18 protein-coding genes are annotated in these 20,917 nt (G+C 49.0%); 5 read left to right on the top strand and 13 right to left on the bottom strand.

Annotated elements, in window-relative coordinates:
- The first annotated feature begins 122 nt into the window (after positions 1-122).
- The 3 genes from ICL80_RS16650 (at position 123) to ICL80_RS16640 (ending at position 3,476) form a co-directional block, all read left to right on the top strand.
- Positions 123-590, top strand: a complete 468-nt coding sequence (locus tag ICL80_RS16650; RefSeq protein WP_194213851.1) for a hypothetical protein — start codon at positions 123-125, stop codon at positions 588-590.
- Between the two features lie 205 nt (positions 591-795).
- Positions 796-2,220, top strand: a complete 1,425-nt coding sequence (locus ICL80_RS16645) for an amidohydrolase (protein ID WP_194213850.1) — start codon at positions 796-798, stop codon at positions 2,218-2,220.
- Positions 2,217-3,476: an amidohydrolase family protein gene (locus ICL80_RS16640; RefSeq protein WP_194213849.1), complete on the top strand. Its 1,260-nt coding sequence runs from the start codon at positions 2,217-2,219 to the stop codon at positions 3,474-3,476. The genes ICL80_RS16645 and ICL80_RS16640 overlap by 4 nt, the downstream gene beginning before the upstream one ends.
- A 77-nt stretch (positions 3,477-3,553) precedes the next feature.
- Here the strand turns inward: ICL80_RS16640 and ICL80_RS16635 are convergent, their stop codons facing one another.
- Positions 3,554-3,970, bottom strand: coding sequence for an MAPEG family protein (locus ICL80_RS16635; RefSeq protein WP_194213848.1), 417 nt, complete (start codon positions 3,968-3,970; stop codon positions 3,554-3,556).
- 159 nt (positions 3,971-4,129) lie between these two features.
- Between ICL80_RS16635 and ICL80_RS16630 the strand changes: the two genes are divergently transcribed.
- Positions 4,130-5,686, top strand: a complete 1,557-nt coding sequence (locus ICL80_RS16630; RefSeq protein ID WP_194213847.1) for an FG-GAP repeat domain-containing protein — start codon at positions 4,130-4,132, stop codon at positions 5,684-5,686.
- Here the strand turns inward: ICL80_RS16630 and ICL80_RS16625 are convergent.
- From ICL80_RS16625 to ICL80_RS16615, 3 genes are read right to left on the bottom strand one after another with little or no spacing between them, the layout of a single operon-like run.
- On the bottom strand, positions 5,683-6,267 hold the full coding sequence (locus ICL80_RS16625; RefSeq protein ID WP_194213846.1) for a cytochrome b family protein: 585 nt from the start codon (positions 6,265-6,267) through the stop codon (positions 5,683-5,685). The genes ICL80_RS16630 and ICL80_RS16625 overlap by 4 nt on opposite strands.
- A gap of 2 nt (positions 6,268-6,269) precedes the next feature.
- Positions 6,270-6,842: a LemA family protein gene (locus tag ICL80_RS16620; protein ID WP_194213845.1), complete on the bottom strand. Its 573-nt coding sequence runs from the start codon at positions 6,840-6,842 to the stop codon at positions 6,270-6,272.
- Positions 6,842-7,990, bottom strand: a complete 1,149-nt coding sequence (locus ICL80_RS16615; protein ID WP_194213844.1) for a hypothetical protein — start codon at positions 7,988-7,990, stop codon at positions 6,842-6,844. The genes ICL80_RS16620 and ICL80_RS16615 overlap by 1 nt, the downstream gene beginning before the upstream one ends.
- A 159-nt stretch (positions 7,991-8,149) precedes the next feature.
- Between ICL80_RS16615 and ICL80_RS16610 the strand changes: the two genes are divergently transcribed.
- Entirely contained in the window at positions 8,150-9,619 is a 1,470-nt protein-coding gene (locus tag ICL80_RS16610; protein WP_194213843.1) for a catalase, read from the top strand.
- A 53-nt stretch (positions 9,620-9,672) separates the two neighbouring features.
- On the opposite strand, the gene ICL80_RS16605 is transcribed toward ICL80_RS16610, so the two are convergent.
- From ICL80_RS16605 to cpaB, 9 genes are all read right to left on the bottom strand, one after another.
- Positions 9,673-10,584, bottom strand: a complete 912-nt coding sequence (locus ICL80_RS16605) for a hydrogen peroxide-inducible genes activator (RefSeq protein WP_194213842.1) — start codon at positions 10,582-10,584, stop codon at positions 9,673-9,675.
- Between the two features lie 693 nt (positions 10,585-11,277).
- Entirely contained in the window at positions 11,278-12,669 is a 1,392-nt protein-coding gene (locus ICL80_RS16600; protein ID WP_194213841.1) for a serine hydrolase, read from the bottom strand.
- Positions 12,670-12,797: 128 nt separating this feature from the next.
- Positions 12,798-13,781, bottom strand: coding sequence for a type II secretion system F family protein (locus ICL80_RS16595; RefSeq protein WP_194213840.1), 984 nt, complete (start codon positions 13,779-13,781; stop codon positions 12,798-12,800).
- A 3-nt stretch (positions 13,782-13,784) separates the two neighbouring features.
- Positions 13,785-14,774: a type II secretion system F family protein gene (locus ICL80_RS16590; protein WP_194213839.1), complete on the bottom strand. Its 990-nt coding sequence runs from the start codon at positions 14,772-14,774 to the stop codon at positions 13,785-13,787.
- Between the two features lie 4 nt (positions 14,775-14,778).
- Positions 14,779-16,320, bottom strand: coding sequence for a CpaF family protein (locus ICL80_RS16585; RefSeq protein ID WP_380083276.1), 1,542 nt, complete (start codon positions 16,318-16,320; stop codon positions 14,779-14,781).
- Between the two features lie 263 nt (positions 16,321-16,583).
- Positions 16,584-17,798: an AAA family ATPase gene (locus ICL80_RS16580; protein WP_194213837.1), complete on the bottom strand. Its 1,215-nt coding sequence runs from the start codon at positions 17,796-17,798 to the stop codon at positions 16,584-16,586.
- Positions 17,799-17,809: 11 nt separating this feature from the next.
- A complete protein-coding gene (locus ICL80_RS16575; protein WP_194213836.1) occupies positions 17,810-18,490 on the bottom strand; it encodes a CpaD family pilus assembly lipoprotein in 681 nt (226 codons plus the stop codon).
- A gap of 13 nt (positions 18,491-18,503) precedes the next feature.
- Positions 18,504-19,973, bottom strand: coding sequence for a type II and III secretion system protein family protein (locus ICL80_RS16570; RefSeq protein WP_194213835.1), 1,470 nt, complete (start codon positions 19,971-19,973; stop codon positions 18,504-18,506).
- Complete coding sequence (gene cpaB / locus ICL80_RS16565; RefSeq protein ID WP_194213834.1) at positions 19,970-20,875, bottom strand: Flp pilus assembly protein CpaB; 906 nt, start codon at positions 20,873-20,875, stop codon at positions 19,970-19,972. Before cpaB ends, ICL80_RS16570 begins: the two co-directional genes overlap by 4 nt.
- Positions 20,876-20,917 lie beyond the last annotated feature (42 nt).

The raw sequence follows: 20,917 nt of genomic DNA, 5'->3' as shown, positions 1-20,917 counted from the left end.
TTTCAAACCGCAAATGCGCCTCTACATCACTAGTGTTTTCGCTCAGGACATTATGTGATGGTGTTTTTGATTCTGACCACCGTTTGCGACACACTAGTTATAGTGAATATCAGCAGTATATTATGCCGTTTTTACGCCTAAAAGTAGGTGACGAAATTGACAGCTATGATGTATATAGCCTGTTCCGCGAGCCCGCTGAGTGGATGTATAGCTGGTATCGTTTCAGGAACCGCCATGAAATTTCGCCTGAGGTACAGCCTGATCACTGGGAATATGCCGGGCACCTCACATGGCAACAATATTTACTTGATGCCATGCAGCCTAACCCGCCTAAATATGCCAGTGTTGGCAGGCAGTGCGATTTTGTAACTGGTATGGACGGCACACGAAAAGGCCTTCACCTAATTCGGTATGAAGACTTGGATGCATTTTTATTAAACATTCAGAATAAAATGGGGCAAGAGCTTAAGCTGCGCCGCTTGAATGTATCGCCCGAAAAGACTTCAGAGCTGACCGACGTAGATATCCGGTACTGTCGGTCAGTGCTGGTTCAGGACTATGAAATCTATGACAATATTGCCGCATTGTAAGCTGCTATAGAACAGGTTTTGCTGTATCGCTTTGCTATGGCTTTATTACTTTAGATTATACCAACTTGAGCGTGTCGGCCAAAAACCATAGTGTTTTTGTTTTTCTGTCTGTTCTACGTGACAGCATGTTTTTCCCTTGATAGGCTTTCCCTAGTAAAATACGCGGCACTACAGCGCGTGTTTTAACGACGTAGGGAAAGAAAATATGAAAAATATATATAAGAACAGGGTGCGTGCTGCATGCACAGTTGCCTTGATGGGAGTACTGCTTGCTGCCTGTAAGTTTGACATGGGGGAACAGGCTGACTTTGTTGATATTGATAAAGACCCGTTTCCATCAACATATATACCGCTTGAAAGCGACATTACCGTTATTGTGAACGCCAATATATATGATGGTGTCGGCGGTTTTATGGAGGGCGGTTCTGTACTGATGCAGGGCGGTAAAATTGTTGAGGTTGCAGAAGTTATAACACCGCCTGAAGGCGCGGTGGTGATTGATGGAACCGGCCGCTATGTAACACCGGGTATTATTGATGCACACAGTCATTTGGGCGTTTATGCGAGCCCAGGTACCGGATCGCATTCTGATGGTAACGAAGTGGGTGAGCCTATTACGGCGGGTGTGTGGGCTGAACATTCGGTATGGCCGCAAGACCCCGGTTTTGGCCGTGCGCTTGCTGGCGGTGTTACATCAATGCAAATTTTACCCGGATCAGCGAACCTTGTGGGCGGGCGATCTGTTACTGTTAAGAATGTGCCAGGGCGCAGTGTGCAGGATATGAAATTTCCAGGTGCGCCTTACGGGATGAAAATGGCGTGCGGTGAAAACCCAAAACGTGTTTATGGCAGTGGCGAGAATAACGTATTGGCGCGGCCTTCTACCCGCATGGGTAACGTACATGGCTACAGGCAGGGCTGGGCAGATGCTCAGGCATACCAGCAAGGATGGGATAAGTATGAGCGTGACTATAAAGCGGGCATAGATGCTGTGCCGCCAACGCGTAACCTGCGCCTTGAAACGCTAGCTGGCGTTTTAAAAGGTGATATTCTGGTTCATATGCACTGTTACCGCGCGGATGAAATGGTGGTGATGATGGATGTGATGTCAGAATTTGGTTACAAAATTTCTGCCTTCCACCATGCTGTTGAAAGTTACAAGATTGCAGATAAACTTGCAGCAAAGGGTGTGTGTTCTGCCATGTGGGCCGACTGGTACGGCTTTAAAATGGAAGCCAACGACGCTATTCGCGAAAATATTCCCTTTGTGCACAAGGCTGGTGCCTGTGCCATTGTGCATTCTGATAGCGAACTGGGTATCCAACGCCTTAATCAGGAAGCGGCAAAGGCGCTTGCAGATGGTCGCAAAGCTGGTGTTGAGATCTCGAAAGCAGAAGCATGGCAATGGCTTTCCCTTAACCCGGCCAAGTCACTGGGCATTGACCAACTTACAGGTAGCCTTGAAGCCGGTAAGGATGCAGATGTCGTGGTTTGGTCAACTGACCCGTTTAGTGTTTATGCAAAAGCAGATCTCACGTTTGTTGATGGTGCGATTGTTTACGACCGTACGGAGACACCGCCCGTTTCTGATTTTGAATTGGGCCATGTGGGTGAAGGAGATGTGAAATGAGACCTCTTATGAAAGCACTTATCCTTGCGTCACTTTCAGTTTTTGCAACAGCAGGATATGCAGAGGATATTGCCATCACGGGCGGTACAGCCTTTACAGAAGGTGGCAAGGGTAAGGTTGATAATGCGACCGTGCTTATATCAGATGGCAGAATTATCTCTGTTGTATCTGGCGCAAGCGTACCCGCAGGTTACCGCACGGTTGATGCCAAAGGTAAATGGGTAACCGTAGGCTTTATGGTTGCTGACAGTACTATCGGCCTTGGCGAAATTGGTGGTTGGGGCGATAACGATGATGCAACGGCCTCAAAGGCAGAAGACACGATTAACCTTGATGTTGCCTATAGTTTCAATCCTGCGAATACTATTATTGCAAACACCCGGATAGAAGGGGTGACTCGTGCGCTAACACGTTTTTCTGGCACCAAGGATAATTGGCGCGGAACGGGCGCTATTGTTCAGCTTGGTACTGGCGATATGATTGTAAAAGACCCTGCCATTGTGGGGATTGATCTGGACGAAGATGCAGCCGGTTCAACTGGGGGCAGCAGGTCAGCCATGTGGGCAGCCTTTATGGCAAAACTAGATGCCGTGAAAGAAAAAACCGTAAAAACCAGCAAGAAAAAAGATGATGATGAGGTAAAGCTAAGCCCGTCAGAGGAAATTTTATCTGCTGTTCTGGCGGGTAAAACACCATTGATGATTACGGTGCACCGTGCGTCTGATATCCAGAATGTCATTCGCTTTAAAAACGAATACGGCGTTCAGGTTATTGTAGATGGTGGCCGCGAAGCATGGATGGTGGCGGAGGAACTGGCACGTGCCGACATTCCTGTGGTGCTTGATCCGGTACAGAACCTGCCAAGCCGCTTTGATGAATTGGCTTCAACAGGGGAGAATGCAGCCCGGCTTAATGCGGCTGGTGTTAAAATTGCGTTCACAGGGCCAGATAGCCATAACAGCAGACTTGTCGTACAGCATGCAGGTAACGCAGTCGCTATGGGCTTGCCGTGGGATGCAGCGGTTGATGCGCTAACAGTAAACCCTGCACAGATATATGGTATTGCAAGCACGTACGGCACGTTGGCCCCCGGTATGGACGCTGACGTTGTGGTGTGGGACGGTGACCCCCTTGAGGTTATGTCAAGCCCGGATGCGGTGTTTATCAAAGGCAGCGACATACCTCTTGTTTCTCGCCAAACAAAACTGCGGGACCGGTATATAGATATTCCGCGTTCACCGGCGCTGAAACACTAACAGTTATTTATCAACTAAACAAAAAGGCCGGTTAATACCGGCCTTTTTAATAGAGTTCCCCAGCCTATTTATAGGGTTTAAAGTGCGGCAACTGCTCGAACAGCAAGGGCAAACAGGCAGATTGACGCCAACACAAAAACCATAAACCTGCGTATAACCATATTATTGGTACATTGTATAAGGGAATGCAGCACCCTCAGGCCCACATAGGCCCACGCAAGCTGTATATCAAGGCTTGTTACAGCGCCGGATAAATGAATGTAAAATATCAGGGCATAAAAAATAACCGGCTGTTCATGCAGGTGGTTATAGTTGTTTGCTACATTGACCGCCTTTGCGGGCAGCGTTTCCATTTTGGCTTTCGCTTCTGCTGGCTTGGTAAAGTCGACACCAGCAGCTTTCATGGCTGGAAGACGTGTCGCATAGAGCCAGACCCATAAAACCAGCGTCCAGCAAACAAGCACCAGCACTGGTGTTAGAATTGATTGTTCCATATCCCTTCCCCTTTATGTCACAATAGGAATACAAGCCTATGCTGATGTGACGGGTTTGCCAATACGTGCTTTTTTCGGTATTGGGCTGGTCAAATTCCTGCCTTGGTGTCACGGTAGAGTTGCACAAAAGTGCAGGTCATGGCGGCGAGGCGTAATAATATGAAAATCGGTAGGTGTAATAACTGGCTAAAGTTTGGGGTGCTTTTTTTTGCGTTTTTACCCGCCGCACAGGCGGGTGATGCGCCTTTCAGTGTGCAAACAGTAAAGGCAGAGCATAGCATTCGTGCGCTTAAAGCTGTCAATTTTTTTGCAGCAAAAACACCTGCTATTATGGCACGCGGCGACGGGGCAGACGGCGCCCATTTGTTTTCTTTTTATAAGGTTGCGGGTGGCAGTGTGACGCCGGAGCCTGCCCTTCAGGTGGAGATGCCAGAAAGTGGTTTGTTCTTTGATTTTGCGCCGCTTATGCGTGCCGAGCAAGATAGCCTTCTGGTGTTCGATAATGTGGGTGTTATGGTTTATGATGTTGCGAGTAAGGCCTTCAAGCGGCTGGTAACATCACCTTCCATATATCGTCATTCGGGTACCCCTGTTTTTGAAGCGGTGGATTTTGCCCGTGATTTTTCAGGGGACGGTTTGGCCGATATTTTGATCCCTGATTTTGAAGGGTATCATCTGTTTGTTAATGACGGTACTGGCCTGTTCAAGAGCGAGATATGGCTTGATATGCCCGTTGAACTGCGCATGAACAGGGCTGAAGACCAATATGTTACTTTCCCGCCCTATAGTGCCACGCCGCGCTATACCCAGTTTCCGGCTCTATCGGCGGATGCCAATTTTGACGGGTTAACCGATATAGTGTTCCTAAAAGATAATAGCTTTGTGGCTTTCCATCAGAAGGTAGGTGGTGGCTTTGATAGCGCAGGGGTGGTTTATCCAATTGATATCAAGATTATTGGTAACAGTTTTGCCGAGCAGCTTAAATCGGTTGAGCGCTACGCAGATCAGCGCAGTCTGACGGAGACAATCATCACGGCAGTGACAGACATTAATGCCGATGGTGTACTTGATATTGTGACAGAAACGGACAGTGCCGAAGGGCTGTTTAACAGAACGACAGGCTTTTCTTTTCATTACGGGTTCGAAACAAAGGGGATGCTGGCTTTCAGGCCAGAGGCAGATAGCACCATTAAACTGGAAGGGTTTGCGGCAGGTACGCGCTATGAAGACTTTACCGGCGATGGCAGGCCAGACTTTGCCACAGGCGCTGTAGATATTGGTCTTGGTAAAATTATCAGTATTCTTTTGTCTGGTTCGGCGGGTGTGCACGTACATTTTTTTGCGCAGCACCCAGACGGCACCTTTTCTGAAAAGGCAGACTATAGAAAGAAAATATCGGTCGCTGTTGATCTGTCTTCCGGCCAGAGCACTATCCCGGTGGTGGAACTGGCTGATATAACAGGTGATGGCTTCAGGGATTTGCTACTGTCTAAAAAGCAGACAGAGCTACAGCTATATAGCAATATGCCAGACGATGACGATCTGTTCGACAGGTCAGATAAAAAAATGGATATAACACTGCCTAAAAACAATAAATTTGTAACGGCAGCTGATATAAACGCAGACGGTAAAGCTGATATATTAATCCACTATGACCGGTTAGGCGCAGATGGTGCTGACATGAAAAATACTTTTTTAGTGCTTTTGGCACATTAGGTTTTGGCAGTTTTCTTTTTGCAATATGCAGCAATGCGAAGCCCAAGGGCAATAAAGCAGAATAGTGTAATCCATACACGCATATAGTTGCCGTCCAGAACACTGGGCGCGCCGTAAATAAAAATAAGCCAGATATACCAACTACCTGTACGGTGCAATCTGCGCCAGTTTTTTGCCCCCATTTTCTGTACAGACCAGTTGTTTGATGTGGCGGCCATCAGGACGATAAACAGGTAAGCCAACCCGCCACCCACCAGCAGCGTCAAAGGCCTGCTTTCATCGGTAAGTGTAATGTTCGAGAGCACCAGAAAAAGGTGAATAAAATGCACCGCCGCGAACGATAGGCCAATATAGCGTCGGTTTCGGATAGCCCAGCGGCTATAGCGTCCCGGCACAAGTGTGTGAAAGCTGCTGGCGGTGAATGCCATAAAAAACAAGGCAAAAGCAAAATGCGCTGTAGGTTTCATCACATAGGGAAGGCCTGCGAGATAACCACCTGCCATCACACAAGCAAATGCGGTATAGAGAAGGGTAAGACCTCCGCAAACAGCAATAAGTGATTTACCCTTCAGCAGCTGCATGGCTACTCCTGTGACGGGGTAAACCCGAGCGAACTGGCTGCCGCTTCATTATAAAATGGCCGGTAAGGGGTTTGCCGCGCAAACATGCTATTCACGAGGCTGTTTGGGAAAATTTCAACACCCGTATTAAAGGCTTCAACATTGCTGTTAAAAATGCTGATCCCTGCTGCGATATTATCTTGCAGTTCGCTGATCTCGCGCATCAAAGCCATGGTGACATTAGCCTGCTTCAGGTCAGGGTAGGCTTCAACCGCAATATTAAAGCCTGACATCAGTTTTGTGGTGCTTGCTTCAATTGCCGCCAGATCACTTGTGTTCACATCTTGGGTGGAGGCTTTTGCAAGCGCCGAGCGTAGCTCCGTGACCGCAGTCAGCAGACTGGCTTCATGCTCTTTATAGTCTTTTGCTTGGGCTTCAAGCGCTGGCAGGGTTTCGTTTTTCTGCCGCTCATAGGTAATGACATCAGCCCACGACCGCACCACCATGTTCTTGCGGGAAATGATACCATTGTTAATGATGATCCCGATGATGATAAGGAGAATGACAATCCCGGGCAAAATATAAACTGTTTCCATTACTGTACACCCTCTGGCTGTGTTTTGTGGACTATATCAAAATTATTATCAGAGTATTTCATTAATGTGTGCAGAAAAGTGAGGGCGCTATCCAGCCCATGCTGGCTATTATGGCCGCTGATAACCTCTTTAAAAGCTTTTGGGTCTGTTAGCTGTGCTGCGGGAATAGTTGCAAATGTGCTGTTGTTCCCGTAAGAAAAGCATAGCTTGCCGTGTTTGCCAAAGTAGAGGTCCATTTCTAGCAAAGCCTCTCCGGCAGCTTCTATTTCCTGTATTATCTTGGGTGTTAGGAATTTGGCGGCGACCATGTCACTTGTGGCCTCCACCCCAAACCGCTTGTTGAAACTAACGGAGCTGGTTTTATAGCCAGAGGTGAAAAATCCAAGGCCGCCTTCTGCAATGTGAATGTCTTTTGCGTACGGGAAATCCGTGATAAAACCATATCTGTCAAAATGGTCATAGACGGTGCGGGTGCGTACGCGGGTACGGCCCTTGCTGTCAGTTGTTGTGTAGGTTTCTGTGCGTTTGTTGACATAGTGAAAATGGAAATAGTCATAGGCAAAGCTATGATCTGTGCCTTCCTGTGTGCCAGACAGCATCAGGCGCACCTCGCGGCTGTGGTTGCCTTGTCTGAAAAGCGGAAATTCGCCGCCAAGCTCGCGGGCCTTGCCTGTAGGGTGCAGGCGCTGTTCTTTTAGGCCGTAGTCAAACAAGCTGCTTTTGTAGGCAATGGTACGGGAAAGGCTTTCAAGGCTGTTTTTACGACCCGATACAAGGATCCAGTACACAGCCCAAGGCAGAAGGGCGCCGCAGATTGCAGCAATTGCGTATTCAGGCGGGTATGCAAGACCCTGCAAAATGGCTGCTGTTACAACAAGTGCGGCGGAAACACAGGTCGCAATGGTACGTGCAAGGCTGTTATCATAGGCAACGGGGGTAGGAAATGCCTCCAGTGCGGCAATGGCGCAGGTTAGCTCTATATCAGACCGTGCTGCTGCTGCCTGCTGCTCTAGCGCCGTAAGGGCCGCTTTCAGGCGTTTGTTATGCGTCCCTGCTTTTATTGTGGATGTGTTCGGTACAGTGTTCACATTGCCCCCAAGGCTATTTGGCACCCTTGCATTTGGTGCATCCAGAGTGAATAATTTCATAAACACGCATGATGTCAAATGCTTATCGTTATGACTGTGCTTATATGACCTTTAATCTATAAAATCGATTTAAGAATAAAATATAATCAATTGGATAGATTTAATAGAGGCATGTAAGCTTCATGCAGATAAGGTTCTTCAACTCGAAAGGATTTAACCATGGCTGAAGACACAAAAGTTTTAACAAGTGAAAATGGTGCCCCCATAGCAGACGACAATAACAGTATTTCTGCTGGTCCGCGCGGCTCTCTCACTTTTGAAAACTGGCGTTTGATGGAAAAACTGGCGCACTTTAACCGTGAGCGGATTCCTGAGCGTGTTGTGCATGCCCGTGGTACTGGTGCTTATGGACGCTTTACCCTTACAAAAGACCTAAGCGACCTGACGATTGCCAGCTTCTTGCAGGGTGCGGGCAAAGAAACGGACGTGTTTGTGCGCTTTTCAACCGTGGGCGGTGGGCAGGACAGCAGTGATTATGCCCGTGACCCGCGTGGCTTTGCTGTAAAATTCTATACAAATGAAGGCAACTTTGACCTTGTGGGTAATAACACGCCGGTGTTTTTCTTGCGTGACCCCTCAAAGTTCCCGGATTTTATTCATAGCCAGAAGAAAGACCCACGTACCAACACGCCAGACCCGGCGCGCATGTTTGAGTTTTGGGCAAACCACCCGCAGAGCCTGCACCAGATGACTATTCTGATGTCAGACCGGGGTATTCCTGCAAGCTACAGGCATATGGATGGTTTTGGTTCGCACACCCTGAGTTTCTGGAATTCCGACGGTACTCGCGTGTGGGTTAAGTTTCACCTTAAAACCGATCAGGGCATTAAGACCCTGCGCGCAAGTGAGACAGAAGGCCTGCCAGCATTTGGCGCGCAGCAAGACCTTGTTGATGCGATCGATAACGGCGTGTTTCCAAGCTGGACCGTGAAAATTCAGGTTATGACAGAAGCTGAGGCTAAAACCTATAAAGTGAACCCGTTTGACCTGACCAAAGTATGGTCTCACAAAGACTTTCCTTTGCAAGAAATTGGCAAGCTTGTGTTGAACCGCAATGTTGATAATTATTTTGCGGAAACCGAACAAGCAACCTTTAGCCCTAGCAACCTTGTGCCAGGTGTGGGGGCATCGCCTGACAAAATGCTACAGGCACGCCTGTTTGCATACCCTGATGCACACCGCTACCGGGTAGGCACAAACCACCACCAGTTGCCGGTGAATGCGCCTAAGTGCCCTGTGCACCACTATGAACGTGACGGTGCGATGGCAGGCATGGGGGTGTGCCCGGTGACGGGCCGTGCTGCTAATCAGGGTTCAGGTGTAAACTTTTACCCTAACGACCGGGCAAAAGAAGGTGCACCAGTACCAAATCCTGCAATTGCAGAACCACCAATGCCGCTCGCAGAAAATGCATGGGTTGGCTACCACGATAGCAGTGATGAAGATAACTTCACACAGGCAGGTGACCTGTTCCGCATTATGTCGGATGACCAGAAAAACCAGCTTGCTGGTAATATTGGCGGTGGTTTGAAAATGGCAGAAAAAACGGTGCAGGAGCGTATGTTGGCGCAGTTTGCAGCGGCAGACCCTGATTATGCAGCCCGTGTGAAAAAAGCTATGGCTGCGTAAAGACAATTATCCTCCCTAAGCACTTGCACCACCCTTGTTGGGGTGGTGTTTTTTTAGGCGGCTACGGCTTCATGGGTGCAGGCAGCTTTAATCACATCGCCAAGTTTACGGAAGGTTACAGCACGCGGGTTTGTGTGCCGCCAAGCAAGGCCAATGGTGCGGGTGGGGTTTATATCGCTGAAAGGTAGTATGTCTACATTGACCCCGTTTGTAAGCCCTGCGTCTACCGCCATTTGTGGTAACAGTGTGGTGCCGTGGCCTGCCGCCACCATTTGCACAATGGTTGGCAAGCTGGTGCCTGATAGTTCCCGCCGTGCCTTGTTCCCCATAAGCCGGCAAGCATCAAGCGCATGATCGCGCAGGCAGTGGCCTTCTTCCAAAAGCATCAGGCGGCTGCTGTCCAGTTCTGCCGTTGTAATAGTTTTTTTCTGGATCATGCCTTTGGGGTAAGCCGCAACAAAACCATCATGAAACAGCGGCATTTCTTCTGCGTCACCGCAAGCAAAAGGCAGGGCGTATAATAAAATATCCAGCTCGCCGATACGCATCTGGTCGCACAGGTCGGCAGATTTATCTTCTCGTAGCTGTAGTTCAAGCGCAGGTAGTTCCCGCTGCAGGGCGGGCATTATTTTGGGTAGTAGATAGGGTGCAATCGTGGGGATAATACCCATACGCACAATACCGCGCAGGGGGTCTTTTGCGGCGGCAGCCATGTCGGTCAGGTCATCGACATCATTTAAAATTTTAAGGGCGCGATGCACCACCTCTTCACCAAGGGCTGTAAACATAACACTGCGTTTTGTGCGTTCTACTAGCTGGGCGCCGAGTAAACTTTCCAGTTCCTGTAGTCCTGCTGAAAGGGTGGACTGGGTTACATGGCAAACATCCGCCGCTTTACCAAAATGCATGGTTTTATGAAGCGCTGAAAGATACCTGAGCTGCTTTAGGGTAGGAGGAAAGCTCATTGATAAATCCGATCACAGTTAAACAATCAATCCATTGGATCGATTATACCTTTTTCTGCATATTAGGCAACAGACAACAACTGATGAAATAAAGCCCTGCGTGTTTCACAGGCAGGCATTTTTGTCTCCGCCGCTAAAGGTCAATATTTTGTACTGAGTATTTAGCGGTGACTTGAGGCTCTGGCGTTTGCTGCACTGTATCCCCCCTTACAGGTAGCTTGGTCAGAGCCTTTTTCATGCTGTGTGCAATGTATATGGAAACGCTGCTCTGCAAAAGTGTTCAGCCCACCAACTGGTTTTGTGTAACCAACATTCATAGAAATGTCTCTTACAGGTATTATAAAGAGTGATCTTTTGGTTTGATAACAAAAAAGTGGCCGGGTAAATACCCGGCCCGAGTCACGACAGCGAGGATAGAGTGACAGCGCAAGGCGCCGTCACAATATGGAGCGGACACAGCAAGGCTGTATCCTCTCGCACCCCCTAAAAGACCAGAAATTCATCTAAAGGTCAATGATTCTCTGATTATAATTGGTGAAAACCTTTAAAAAAAAGCGTTTTTTGCTCTGCACAGTCCACAGTTTTAGACGGGCTATATTATTGCAGGCTCTTATACATACTGGTGTTTTAAAGGAAAAAGCCTGATTCGATTATACTCAAACCAGGCTTTATACTTTTCTTTGCTGCAAGGTGTTATTTGCGCTTGAATGTGCCGCCTTTGCTTGTGTCCATAAAGACGGTTTTTAAAGTGCTTACACCTTTTTTGCCATCACTGAACGAAAGCCAGTAACTGTTCATGCCAACTTCAAATGTGCCGTCGCTTAGTGGCTTCAGAGGTTGTGTTTGTGGGTATCCACGTGGCCCTTGGTCTGTTGTGCAGATAAGGGTGTCACCTTCGAGTTTCAGTGTTACCACTGCACCCTCTTCATTTGCATAAGTACCCACATATTTTTTCAGTTCATCATTTGAACGTGTAACCGGTGTGCCTGTAGGCATTGGGTCAGCCACAGCAACTGACGCTAGCTCTTTAGCTACCCTTTCGCTCCTCATCAGTGTGCCTGTGGAATTCTGGATAGCTGCCACTGTGATTTCTTCGTCAGGGATATAAAGCAGGTAGGTGATGAAACCGTTGATGCCGCCGCCGTGCTGTATAGACTTATGACCACGGATGTCGCCGTCTGTTACAGCAAATGCATAATTTACATCAGCTGCCACACCTTCTGGCGTAATGAAACGTTTGTACATTTCTGGATCAAGAATCTTACCGGTATGTACCGTGCGATTCCAGAGCATCAAATCATAAACGTTAGATGTTAGTGCGCCGGCAGCGTGGGGCTGTGTCATGCTGAGGTATGTGGCCGGTTTTATAACACCATTGTTATACTCATAACCACTTACTGCGCCGTGTATAAGCCGTGTGTTCGAGCCGAACTGTGTGCGTAGAATGCCATTTGGAACGAGCAATTCCTTTTCGATATAGTCATACCAAGGGCGGCCTGTAATAGCCTCGATCACGGCACCTACAAGGACATACCCCGAATTGTTATAGGCAAACTTTTCACCGGGTGCAAAATCAACAGGCAAGTCTTTAAATACATCAATCATTTGTTCTGTTGACAGGTCTTTTTGGATGCGCCCATCGGTAAAATAATTCTCGATACCTGTATAGCTGTTAACACCGGAAGTATGGTTCAGGAGATGTACCAGCGTTATGTCGTCACCATTTGGATATTCTGGCAGATATTTGCTCAGCGGATCATCGAGCTTTGCCTTGCCTTCTTGAACCAGCTTTAATAGGGCTGTAGCGGCAAATTGTTTGGTTACTGAGCCAATACGAAACACATTATCTGGTGCCACTGGAATGCCAAGTTCCACATTTGCAAGGCCGCGGGCCCCACTGAATAAAACTTTGTCACCTTGTGCAACCAGCACTGCAATACCGGGTGCGTCTGCAGGAAACTCCCTGTCTAGTAATTCGGTAGCAGCTTTTGTTATAGTTTCTGCACTGGCAATCTCTGCCTTTGCAGTAAAGGATAGTAATACAAGGGGTATTGAAACCAATAGTATATAAAACTTGCGCAGCATTATGCCCTCCATCGCTGTAATGATTTTAAGGTGTGTTTTCACACTCTGCGATAAACAATATGCTAAAATCATTGCATTTGCAACGGTGTGTATTTGCCGTGAGAGACGAACTTATATCACTCTGAAAATCAGTGCTTGCTGATAAAGTCATCAACTACTTTACAGGCAGCGGGGCCAAGCAGAACAACAAACAGCGTTGGCAGGATAAACAGAATAAGCGGCACCGTGAGGGTGGCTGGCAAGCGTGCGGCTTTTTCTTCAGCCTTCATCAGGCGTTCGTTCCTGAACTCAGCTGATAAAACCCTTAGTGATGTGGCCAGGGGTGTACCGTATTTTTCACTTTGCACCAGTGTGGTTACCACACCCCTGAGGGCCGGGAGGTCAACGCGCTCAGAAAGGTTGATCAAGGCCTGCCTGCGTTCGGGCAGAAACCCTAGTTCAATGGCTGTCAGGGAAAACTCATCTGAAAGCTCAGGGTAGGCCCGCCCCAGCTCTTTTGCGACACGGTTCAGGGCGCTATCGAGTGTAAGGCCAGCTTCCGCGCACACTACAAGTAGGTCAAGTGCATCAGGCAGGCCTTTGCGTATTAGGTCTGTGCGTTTTTGTTTGGCATTCATAATATAAATATCGGGCAGTTTTAGACCGAGCAGCACAAATCCAATGGCAAAGATCGGGTGGAAGTTTTTATAGCCGGGCATAACCCCCATGCCATAAAATAGAATGATACCGACAAGCCCCATAACCAGTGGCAGCACGAGACGCGTTACCTGATAGACAACAACGGAATCGCCAGACCTGAAACCAGCTTGCACAAGGGAAGACGAAATTTTCTTGGTCTGCTCGGTTTGCAGTAGTTTAAATTTGTTGGCGATGGACCGGAGAATACTCACATTATCCATCTTTTTTACCGGGGATTTGCGTTTTCCGGTGCTGATAAGCCCTGCCTTGAGAGCTTCACGCCGTTCTTGCAGGTTTTTTATCCTGCTTTTCATGGGGTCACGCACGAGGGCTGTTTGATACACAGCAAACATAACAAGAAAAGCAGAAAGGCCTGTTATAATTGACAGCAGGTCAACAGTTGAAATGCCCAATATTTTTTCAATTTCATGCATTGCCTACACCTCGAACCGGATCATTTTAGCCATTATCACCATGCCGATCGCCATCCACAAAAGGGCACCAATGCCTGCAATAATCGCCTTTGGGTGGGTAAAAAGAACGATGCCATAGTCATAGTTCATCGTCATAATAAGCCCGAGCATAATGAACGGCAGGGCGCCCACAATCCATGCGCTTGCTTTTGCCTCTGACGATAAAGCTTTGATCTTTAATTTCATCGCCTGCCTTTGGCGCAGGATGTTGGAAAGGTTGCCAAGTGTTTCGCCCAGATTGCCGCCGGTTTCGCGCTGTACTACAAGGGAAATAACAAAAAACTTGAAATCAGGGGTATCAAGCCTGTCGGCAGTTTCCCAAAGGGCTTCCTCAAGCTGTTTTCCAAGGCGCATGGCGTCTGTTATTTTTTGAAACTCAACACCTGTTGGTGCCGGTAGTTCTTTAGCCACATTTGTAATACATTCATTCACGGGTAAGCCCGATTTTAGCCCGCGCACCATAAGGTCCATTGCTTCCGGGAATTGCTGCGTAAAGCGTGTGGTACGCGATTTTATCCGGTTTGAAATAACCATATGCGGAAGGCCTGCCCCAACAGTAATACCCAGCAGTACGGAAAGCACAAAAGGCGCACCCATAAGCCAGATTGTAAGGGCACTAAAAAGTGCGAGCAGGCCAGAGATTGTTGCATAGCGGGATAACGGTGTGCTGAGGCCCGCCTTGGCAATACGCTTTTGTATCTGGTCGCGCTTTGGAAGCAGGCTGGCAATATGGCCAGCAAGACCAGTTTGTTGCTGGTTAAGCCGGATCGAGCGAGCATGATCACCCTTCATGCGGGTGCGTTCACCAAAGCGCGTGCGGAATTTATCCAGCCGGGTGCGGGTTTGCTTTCTGGTGCTGTTAAGGGCGCGCGTTAAAAAAGTAACGGCCATCAACAGCACAATGCCTACAAGCCCACTACCAAGAAGGATAATTTCAAGATTACTGCTTTGCATCACCCTATCCGTTCATTGCTTCCATAAGAGCGCGTTCAAGCCCAAAATAGGCGGCTTTTGTTAGAAAGTGTGGTCTCACGCCGGTTGAAACAAAATCACCGATCAGGCGGCCACTTTCGTCTTCACCCGTAAATTCATATTTGAACAGGTCTTGTGTGGTAATGACATCACCTTCCATGCCAACCACTTCTGTTACATGCGTGGTGCGGCGGCCACCGTCGCGCATCCGTTGAACCTGAACGATGAGATCAAGCGATGAGGCAATCTGTTCGCGGATCGCTTTTGGGGGCAAGTGCAGCCCTGCCATATTCACCATATTTTCAAGCCTCGTTAGGGCTTCGCGCGGGCGGTTTGCGTGCAATGTGCCCATAGAACCATCATGCCCCGTGTTCATTGCCTGCAACATATCAATGGCTTCACCGCCCCTGATTTCGCCCAGAATGATACGGTCTGGCCGCATCCTAAGTGCGTTTTTAACAAGGTCGCGCATGGTTATTTCACCTTGCCCTTCAAGGTTTGGTGGGCGGGTTTCAAGCCGTACTACGTGCGGCTGCTGTAGTTGCAATTCGGCAGCGTCTTCAATAGTGACAACCCGTTCACCCTTATCAACCATACGGGAAAGAGCATTCAGCATGGTGGTTTTACCAGAGCCTGTCCCCCCGGAAATAAGAATATTCAGGCGGCATGCGCCAGCTATTTTCAGTAGCTTCCCAAGCGGCGGAGAAATGCTTTTAAACTCAAGCATTTTATCAAGTGTTATTTTGTCTTTCTTGAATTTCCTGATCGAGATTGATGCGCCGTCAATTGCAAGCGGCGGCGCGATAACATTCACACGGCTACCATCAAGCAGGCGGGCATCGCATATGGGGGATGTTTCATCAACCCGCCGGCCTACAGCCGTTACAATACGCTGTGCCACATTCATCAGGTGCTGGTTGTTACGGAATGTAACATCGGTAAGCGTCAACTTGCCGTGCTGCTCCACATAAACCTGTGTGGGTCCGTTCACCATTATATCTGAAATGGATTCGTCAGCGAGGAGCGGCTCAAGTGGCCCTAGGCCGAGCATGTCATCAAGCAGCAGGGAAACTAGATCGCGCTGCTCTTTAAGGTTCAGGTTTATTTTTTCCTGCACAAGCAGTTCGCCGACAACTTCGCCGACCTGCTCAGCAAGCTCAGGGCGGGGTAGCTCCGCAGCGGCCGCCGGGTCAATATGCTCCATTAACATATTTTGGATACGGTTTTTAGCATCAAACAGGGCTTTTTTATTGTCCTGTTTATCTTTGCTTGTTTTGGCAATTGGGTCATGATCGCCAATCTGGCCGATGGTTTCCTGCGCAGCAGCCAAAAGCTCTGCTAGTAAAGTTTTTTGTTCAGCACCTTTTAGGGTAAGGCCATGTTCAGTGGCCAGCTTTGTAACCATTGACAGTATCTTGTGCTCTACTTCCGCCTTGGTTGACATGCGTAGTTCATCGGCCGTGAAAATGGTTGCCAGTAGCTCTGTTGCGGCAGTGGGCAGGGTTTCCAAGCTTAGGGCAATAGCCATGCTTTCGTCAGGCACAGCCGCCTGAAACACACCGTTAATAGCAAGGCCTACGGGTCGTGGTGCATCGTGTGGCTGTGAGACCGCACCGGTGTCATTCACTGGATAAACAGGGCTAGATTGTGCGCTTTCAGTTGCAGGGAACGATGTAAAGGACGCCCGCCCGAAATTACCGCCTGCTGGCTTTAGACCTTGCCGTTTTTTCCCAAATGCCTGTGGTTTCATATCTTTCACTTGCTATCTGTTCATATGTACTGAAAACCGGATTACTTTTTTAAAACTTTGCCAAGCCATGAGCGTTTTACGGCTTCGCTTTCTTCTTCAGTGTCTTGAAGAAGGCTATTGAGCGCCTTAATGCTGCTTGCCAGTTTGCTGCTCTCGGCACCGTCACAGATTACCTTGCCTTTTTGTGCGGCAAGAACGGCTGCTTTACTGTCAAACATAATCTTTGCATCAAGGTTATGTTCGATTGAGTTTTCAAAGTCTTTTTCGTCAACTTCAGCAGGGCTTGAACCCAGCTTGTTTGCCACAATGAAGCAGCGGGCATTAGGGGCCGCGTTTTTAATAAAGGATTTCATACGGATACAATCGCGGGCTGAAGCCAGGGAATAATCTGTTACCAGAATAATATCCGTTGCGGCCTCCAGCACTGCCGGGTTGTCGCCAAGCAATTGCCGGGGCAGGTCAACGACAACATTCTGGAAATTTTCCGACATGGCTTCAACAAGCTGGGCTAAAGCATCCCCTGTGGGCGGGACAATGCCACCAACCGGTGCTTCAGTGCACAGGATGGCAAGGTTTTTATGCGGCTTAACAACGGCACGCTCCAGAAACAGACCGTCAACCCTGCTTGGGTTTTCCAGTGCGTCAGCAAGGCCTCGGCCCGGTTCAAGGTCAAACATCATTGCGGATGTGCCAAAATACAGGTCAAGATCAAGAAGTGCCGTTGGCTGGCCAGATGTAGCTTTCAGCCACGCAATGTTTGATGCCAGTGTGCTGGCCCCTATACCACCCCTTATGCCAACAATCAGCGCTGTGCGGCTCTCGCCGTTTACGGGAAGTGTATCGGGTTCGTCTGGCGTCATAAGGGCATGTTCTGCTGACTGCAGCGCGTCACGCATGGCCATAGTATTCAGTGGCTTCAAGAGATAGTCATGGACACCTGCGTTCAAAAGGTCGCGGTATAGTACCACGTCGTTAACGTCGCCAATTGTTAATACCACAGTACCTTCATCGCAGACATCTGCAAGTGACTGTACGTCGGCTCTTGGGTCGAGAGACTGTGATATGTCAACAATAAGGAAGCTAGGGCATGGCATGGCACCAAGGGCACGTACAGCGCCTGCAATGCCACCTGAAAATACCATGCCCGGTGCCCAGCCCCGCTCTGATACAGCGCCCTTTAGTGCTTCTGCGGCTGCCTCGTCGCAGACATAGGCGGCAAATACTTCACGGTTCAGTTTTTGTGCTGCCAGTTCCATGATCTGTTTCCTTATTTGCTGCCGCTTACCGCCGCGGTGCCACCAGCAAGCGCGCCCATGCCGTCAAGCGAAAGAGTCATGGTAGGCCCTGATGTTTGTGGTGCTGGGTTGTAAATAGCCCCAACGGCAGAGGTGGTTGAGTTTCCAGTGCTTGCCCCAGATACAAGATCGCGCGGGTTTGCGACCATGAGGCCAAGGTTGGTTGTGTTTGCACAGCCTAGGTTAGCACTATCATTATTGCGCTGTTGGTTGCTTACTTCTGCTTCCCACCCGCCGCAATCAGGGGTAATTACCCGGTATCTTTCAACATACAGTATAACCACCCCGGTTTCTGGTGCGGGTCCCATCGTGGCAGTGCCAGCAAACGCCAGCCCTCGTGCTTTTATGAAATCAGCAATCGCGGTTATCCTGTGGGGTGAGGTTGATGGCCCGTCAAGCAAGACAACATCCCCGTACCCGGCTTGCACACTAGCGAGAAAGCTGGCGATCTCCCTTTCCGTTTTAGGGGAAAGGCCGGTTGTGGCATCTTCTTCAACTGCCACACTATAGGGCAGGCGCACCATTTGCACAGTGTTGCGCATTTCCTGCTCAAAAGGGCTGGGTGTGCCAACACTGGTATGCTGGCAGGCGGTGACGGGGATAAGGGCCAAACCAACAGCCGCGACTTTCAGTATATTTCCAAGATGTACCATAGGATAATCCTTTCTAGTCCAGCTGGAAGCCAGCGCGGTTTTTAAGCGATGGTCCGGTTTCCTGATCTAGCCTGATGGCTGCTGGCTTGGGGTTTGGTTCCCAGCGCTTACCCTTTATGAAGCGGTCAAAGTCTGAGGGCGCAACAAAATTATCGGTTGGTAAAACAAGCTGTCTGTCAGAAACAGGGCGCACCAGGTACGGCGTCACAACAATCAATAGTTCGGTTTCTTCACGGCGGAATTTTTCTGATTTGAACAAAGCGCCCAGTATCGGAATGTCTCCGAGAATGGGGTATTTGCTGTCATCCTGAACGACATTGTTTTGAATAAGCCCCGCGATCGCAAAAGATTGACCACTACCAAGCTCTACGGTGGTATCAGCCCGCCGCGTGCTGATTGAGGGAATGCTGATCCCTTCAATCCTGATAGCACCAGCGGATGAAAGGTCACTTACTTCTGGGCGCACGTGCATGGAGATACGGCCAGAATTCATAACAGTTGGTGTGAAATCAAGCTTTACGCCAAATTCGCGGTATTCAATGGCAATACCGTCCCTACTGGGGATCGGGATAGGAAATTCGCCGCCTGCTAAAAAGTTAGCTTCTTGGCCTGTAAGGGCTGTCAGGTTTGGCTCAGCAAGCACTTTGATAAAGCCTTCCTGATCAAGAGCATCGATCGCATAGTTCAAATCAAGCGACCCCGACATGATCTCACCGAACAAGGCACCACCTTCAGTCGCCCGCTGAAATACTTCAAGGGGAAGACCTGTGATCGGGTCTGCAATCAGGTTCGATACATCGCGGCCTGTGGCAATGCCAAAGCCAAAATTAGACCCTGTTTTGAAACCTTCCCAGCTAAAACCAAGCTGCTTGATTACAGAACGTGATACTTCGGCGATACGAACCCGAAGGTTTACCTGCGTGGGCTGTGTGATATTAAGATTGTTCATTATGGCATCGGTTGCAAGTACACGGCGGGCAAGCTGTTCCGCAGTTGCAGCTTCAGCGGGGGAACCCACATTACCTTGTAGAATAATCAGGTGGCCTGCCGTTGTTGCTTCAATAGCTGTGCCCGGTAAAAGCCTGCTAAAGGCAGACTTAAGCGCAGTTAGGTTACGGGTAACCTGTACAGTGCTGCTGAAAATGGTTTTGTCATTTTGGTCCAGAGCATAAAAGGTGGTTTCGCCCTGTGCCTTGCCAAATATATACACCACCCGGTTTGATTTCACTTGCACGTCCGCAATTTCGGGATTGGCTATGAAAACCTCGGTTGCCGGGCTATCGAGCCTGATGAGCGTGCCTTTGTTTATTTCCACAAACAGGTTATCAGAGCCAGGGTTCATAAGTTCAGCCCCTGATACTGCGCCGAGTGTGTCGGCATATACACTGCTGCTGATTGGCAAAAACGCGATCGCTGCAATCAGAAGAGGTACGCAGATACGGTTAACACAGGGTGTTATGCGGGACGTGATAGTGCGTATCATGGATTGTCTCCTTGCTGCACATAAGCATTTGCAGAGATTTTATTGCCGCCAATATCGACAATGCTTGCTTCACTACCGCGGGCTACCCGAATGGAGGTTTTGCTCGTGTCCATGTCCATTGAGGGTACAAAGCGGCTGATATCACTGCCCATCGTATGTGTTGTTGTAACACTGACAGGTGGACTTAGGGGGTCTGAAGTCAGGCCGTCACCTGAGTTCGCAAGTGATCTGAGACTAAGCGACAATTCGCCTATTTTGTCCATCATGGCCATTTTTTCTGCCATTTTTGGGGTGACTTCGAGGGTGGCTGTTTTTGCGATTTTTGCCTGATCATCTGATGTGCTTTTCTGGTCAACGGCGAGTACTCGCACGTTCTGGAATACAGTTTCTGCGATCTGGTATTTTTCAGTGCGTGATATATCCATTTCATGGGTTAAAATCACATCGACCCTGTCACCGGGAAATATAAACCCGCCAATCCCGCTTGTGGGGGAAAGCTTTACTGTCACGGCGCGCATGCCTTCTGTTAAAATGGCGGCGAGAAAGCCGCGCTCACCTTGCGCTACTACTGAGCTGCGGGTGAAAGGCTGGCCTTTGGTAAGAGGTGTGCGTACAACCTTGTTGGTGAGGATTTCCTGTTTGTCTGTACCCGCGCGGTAGTAGGCATCACTCAGGCCGTTTTCAGGCCATGGCTGCCAGATAAAATCTTCCTGCGTTACGATCGTTCCAGCACTAAGATCGCGCTTGGCTACCAGTATCTTTATAGCATGGGTTCGGGGTGTCTGGCTTTGCGCTGTCAGAGCTTCTTGCTGTGCGCTAGACAAAAACGACCGTGTCAGCAGCACAACAAGTGCAGCGCCCGCTACAGCAAGTACAATAAAGATCAAATTTCTGGGGTTCATGTGCCCCTCCTGTTCGCAACCTGATATGTCTCACATCCCGCC

Source organism: Kordiimonas pumila (genome assembly GCF_015240255.1).
Taxonomy (GTDB): domain Bacteria; phylum Pseudomonadota; class Alphaproteobacteria; order Sphingomonadales; family Kordiimonadaceae; genus Kordiimonas; species Kordiimonas pumila.
The sequence above is the reverse complement of the archived record's forward strand: the minus strand, read 5'-3'. Positions and strand labels throughout refer to the sequence as shown.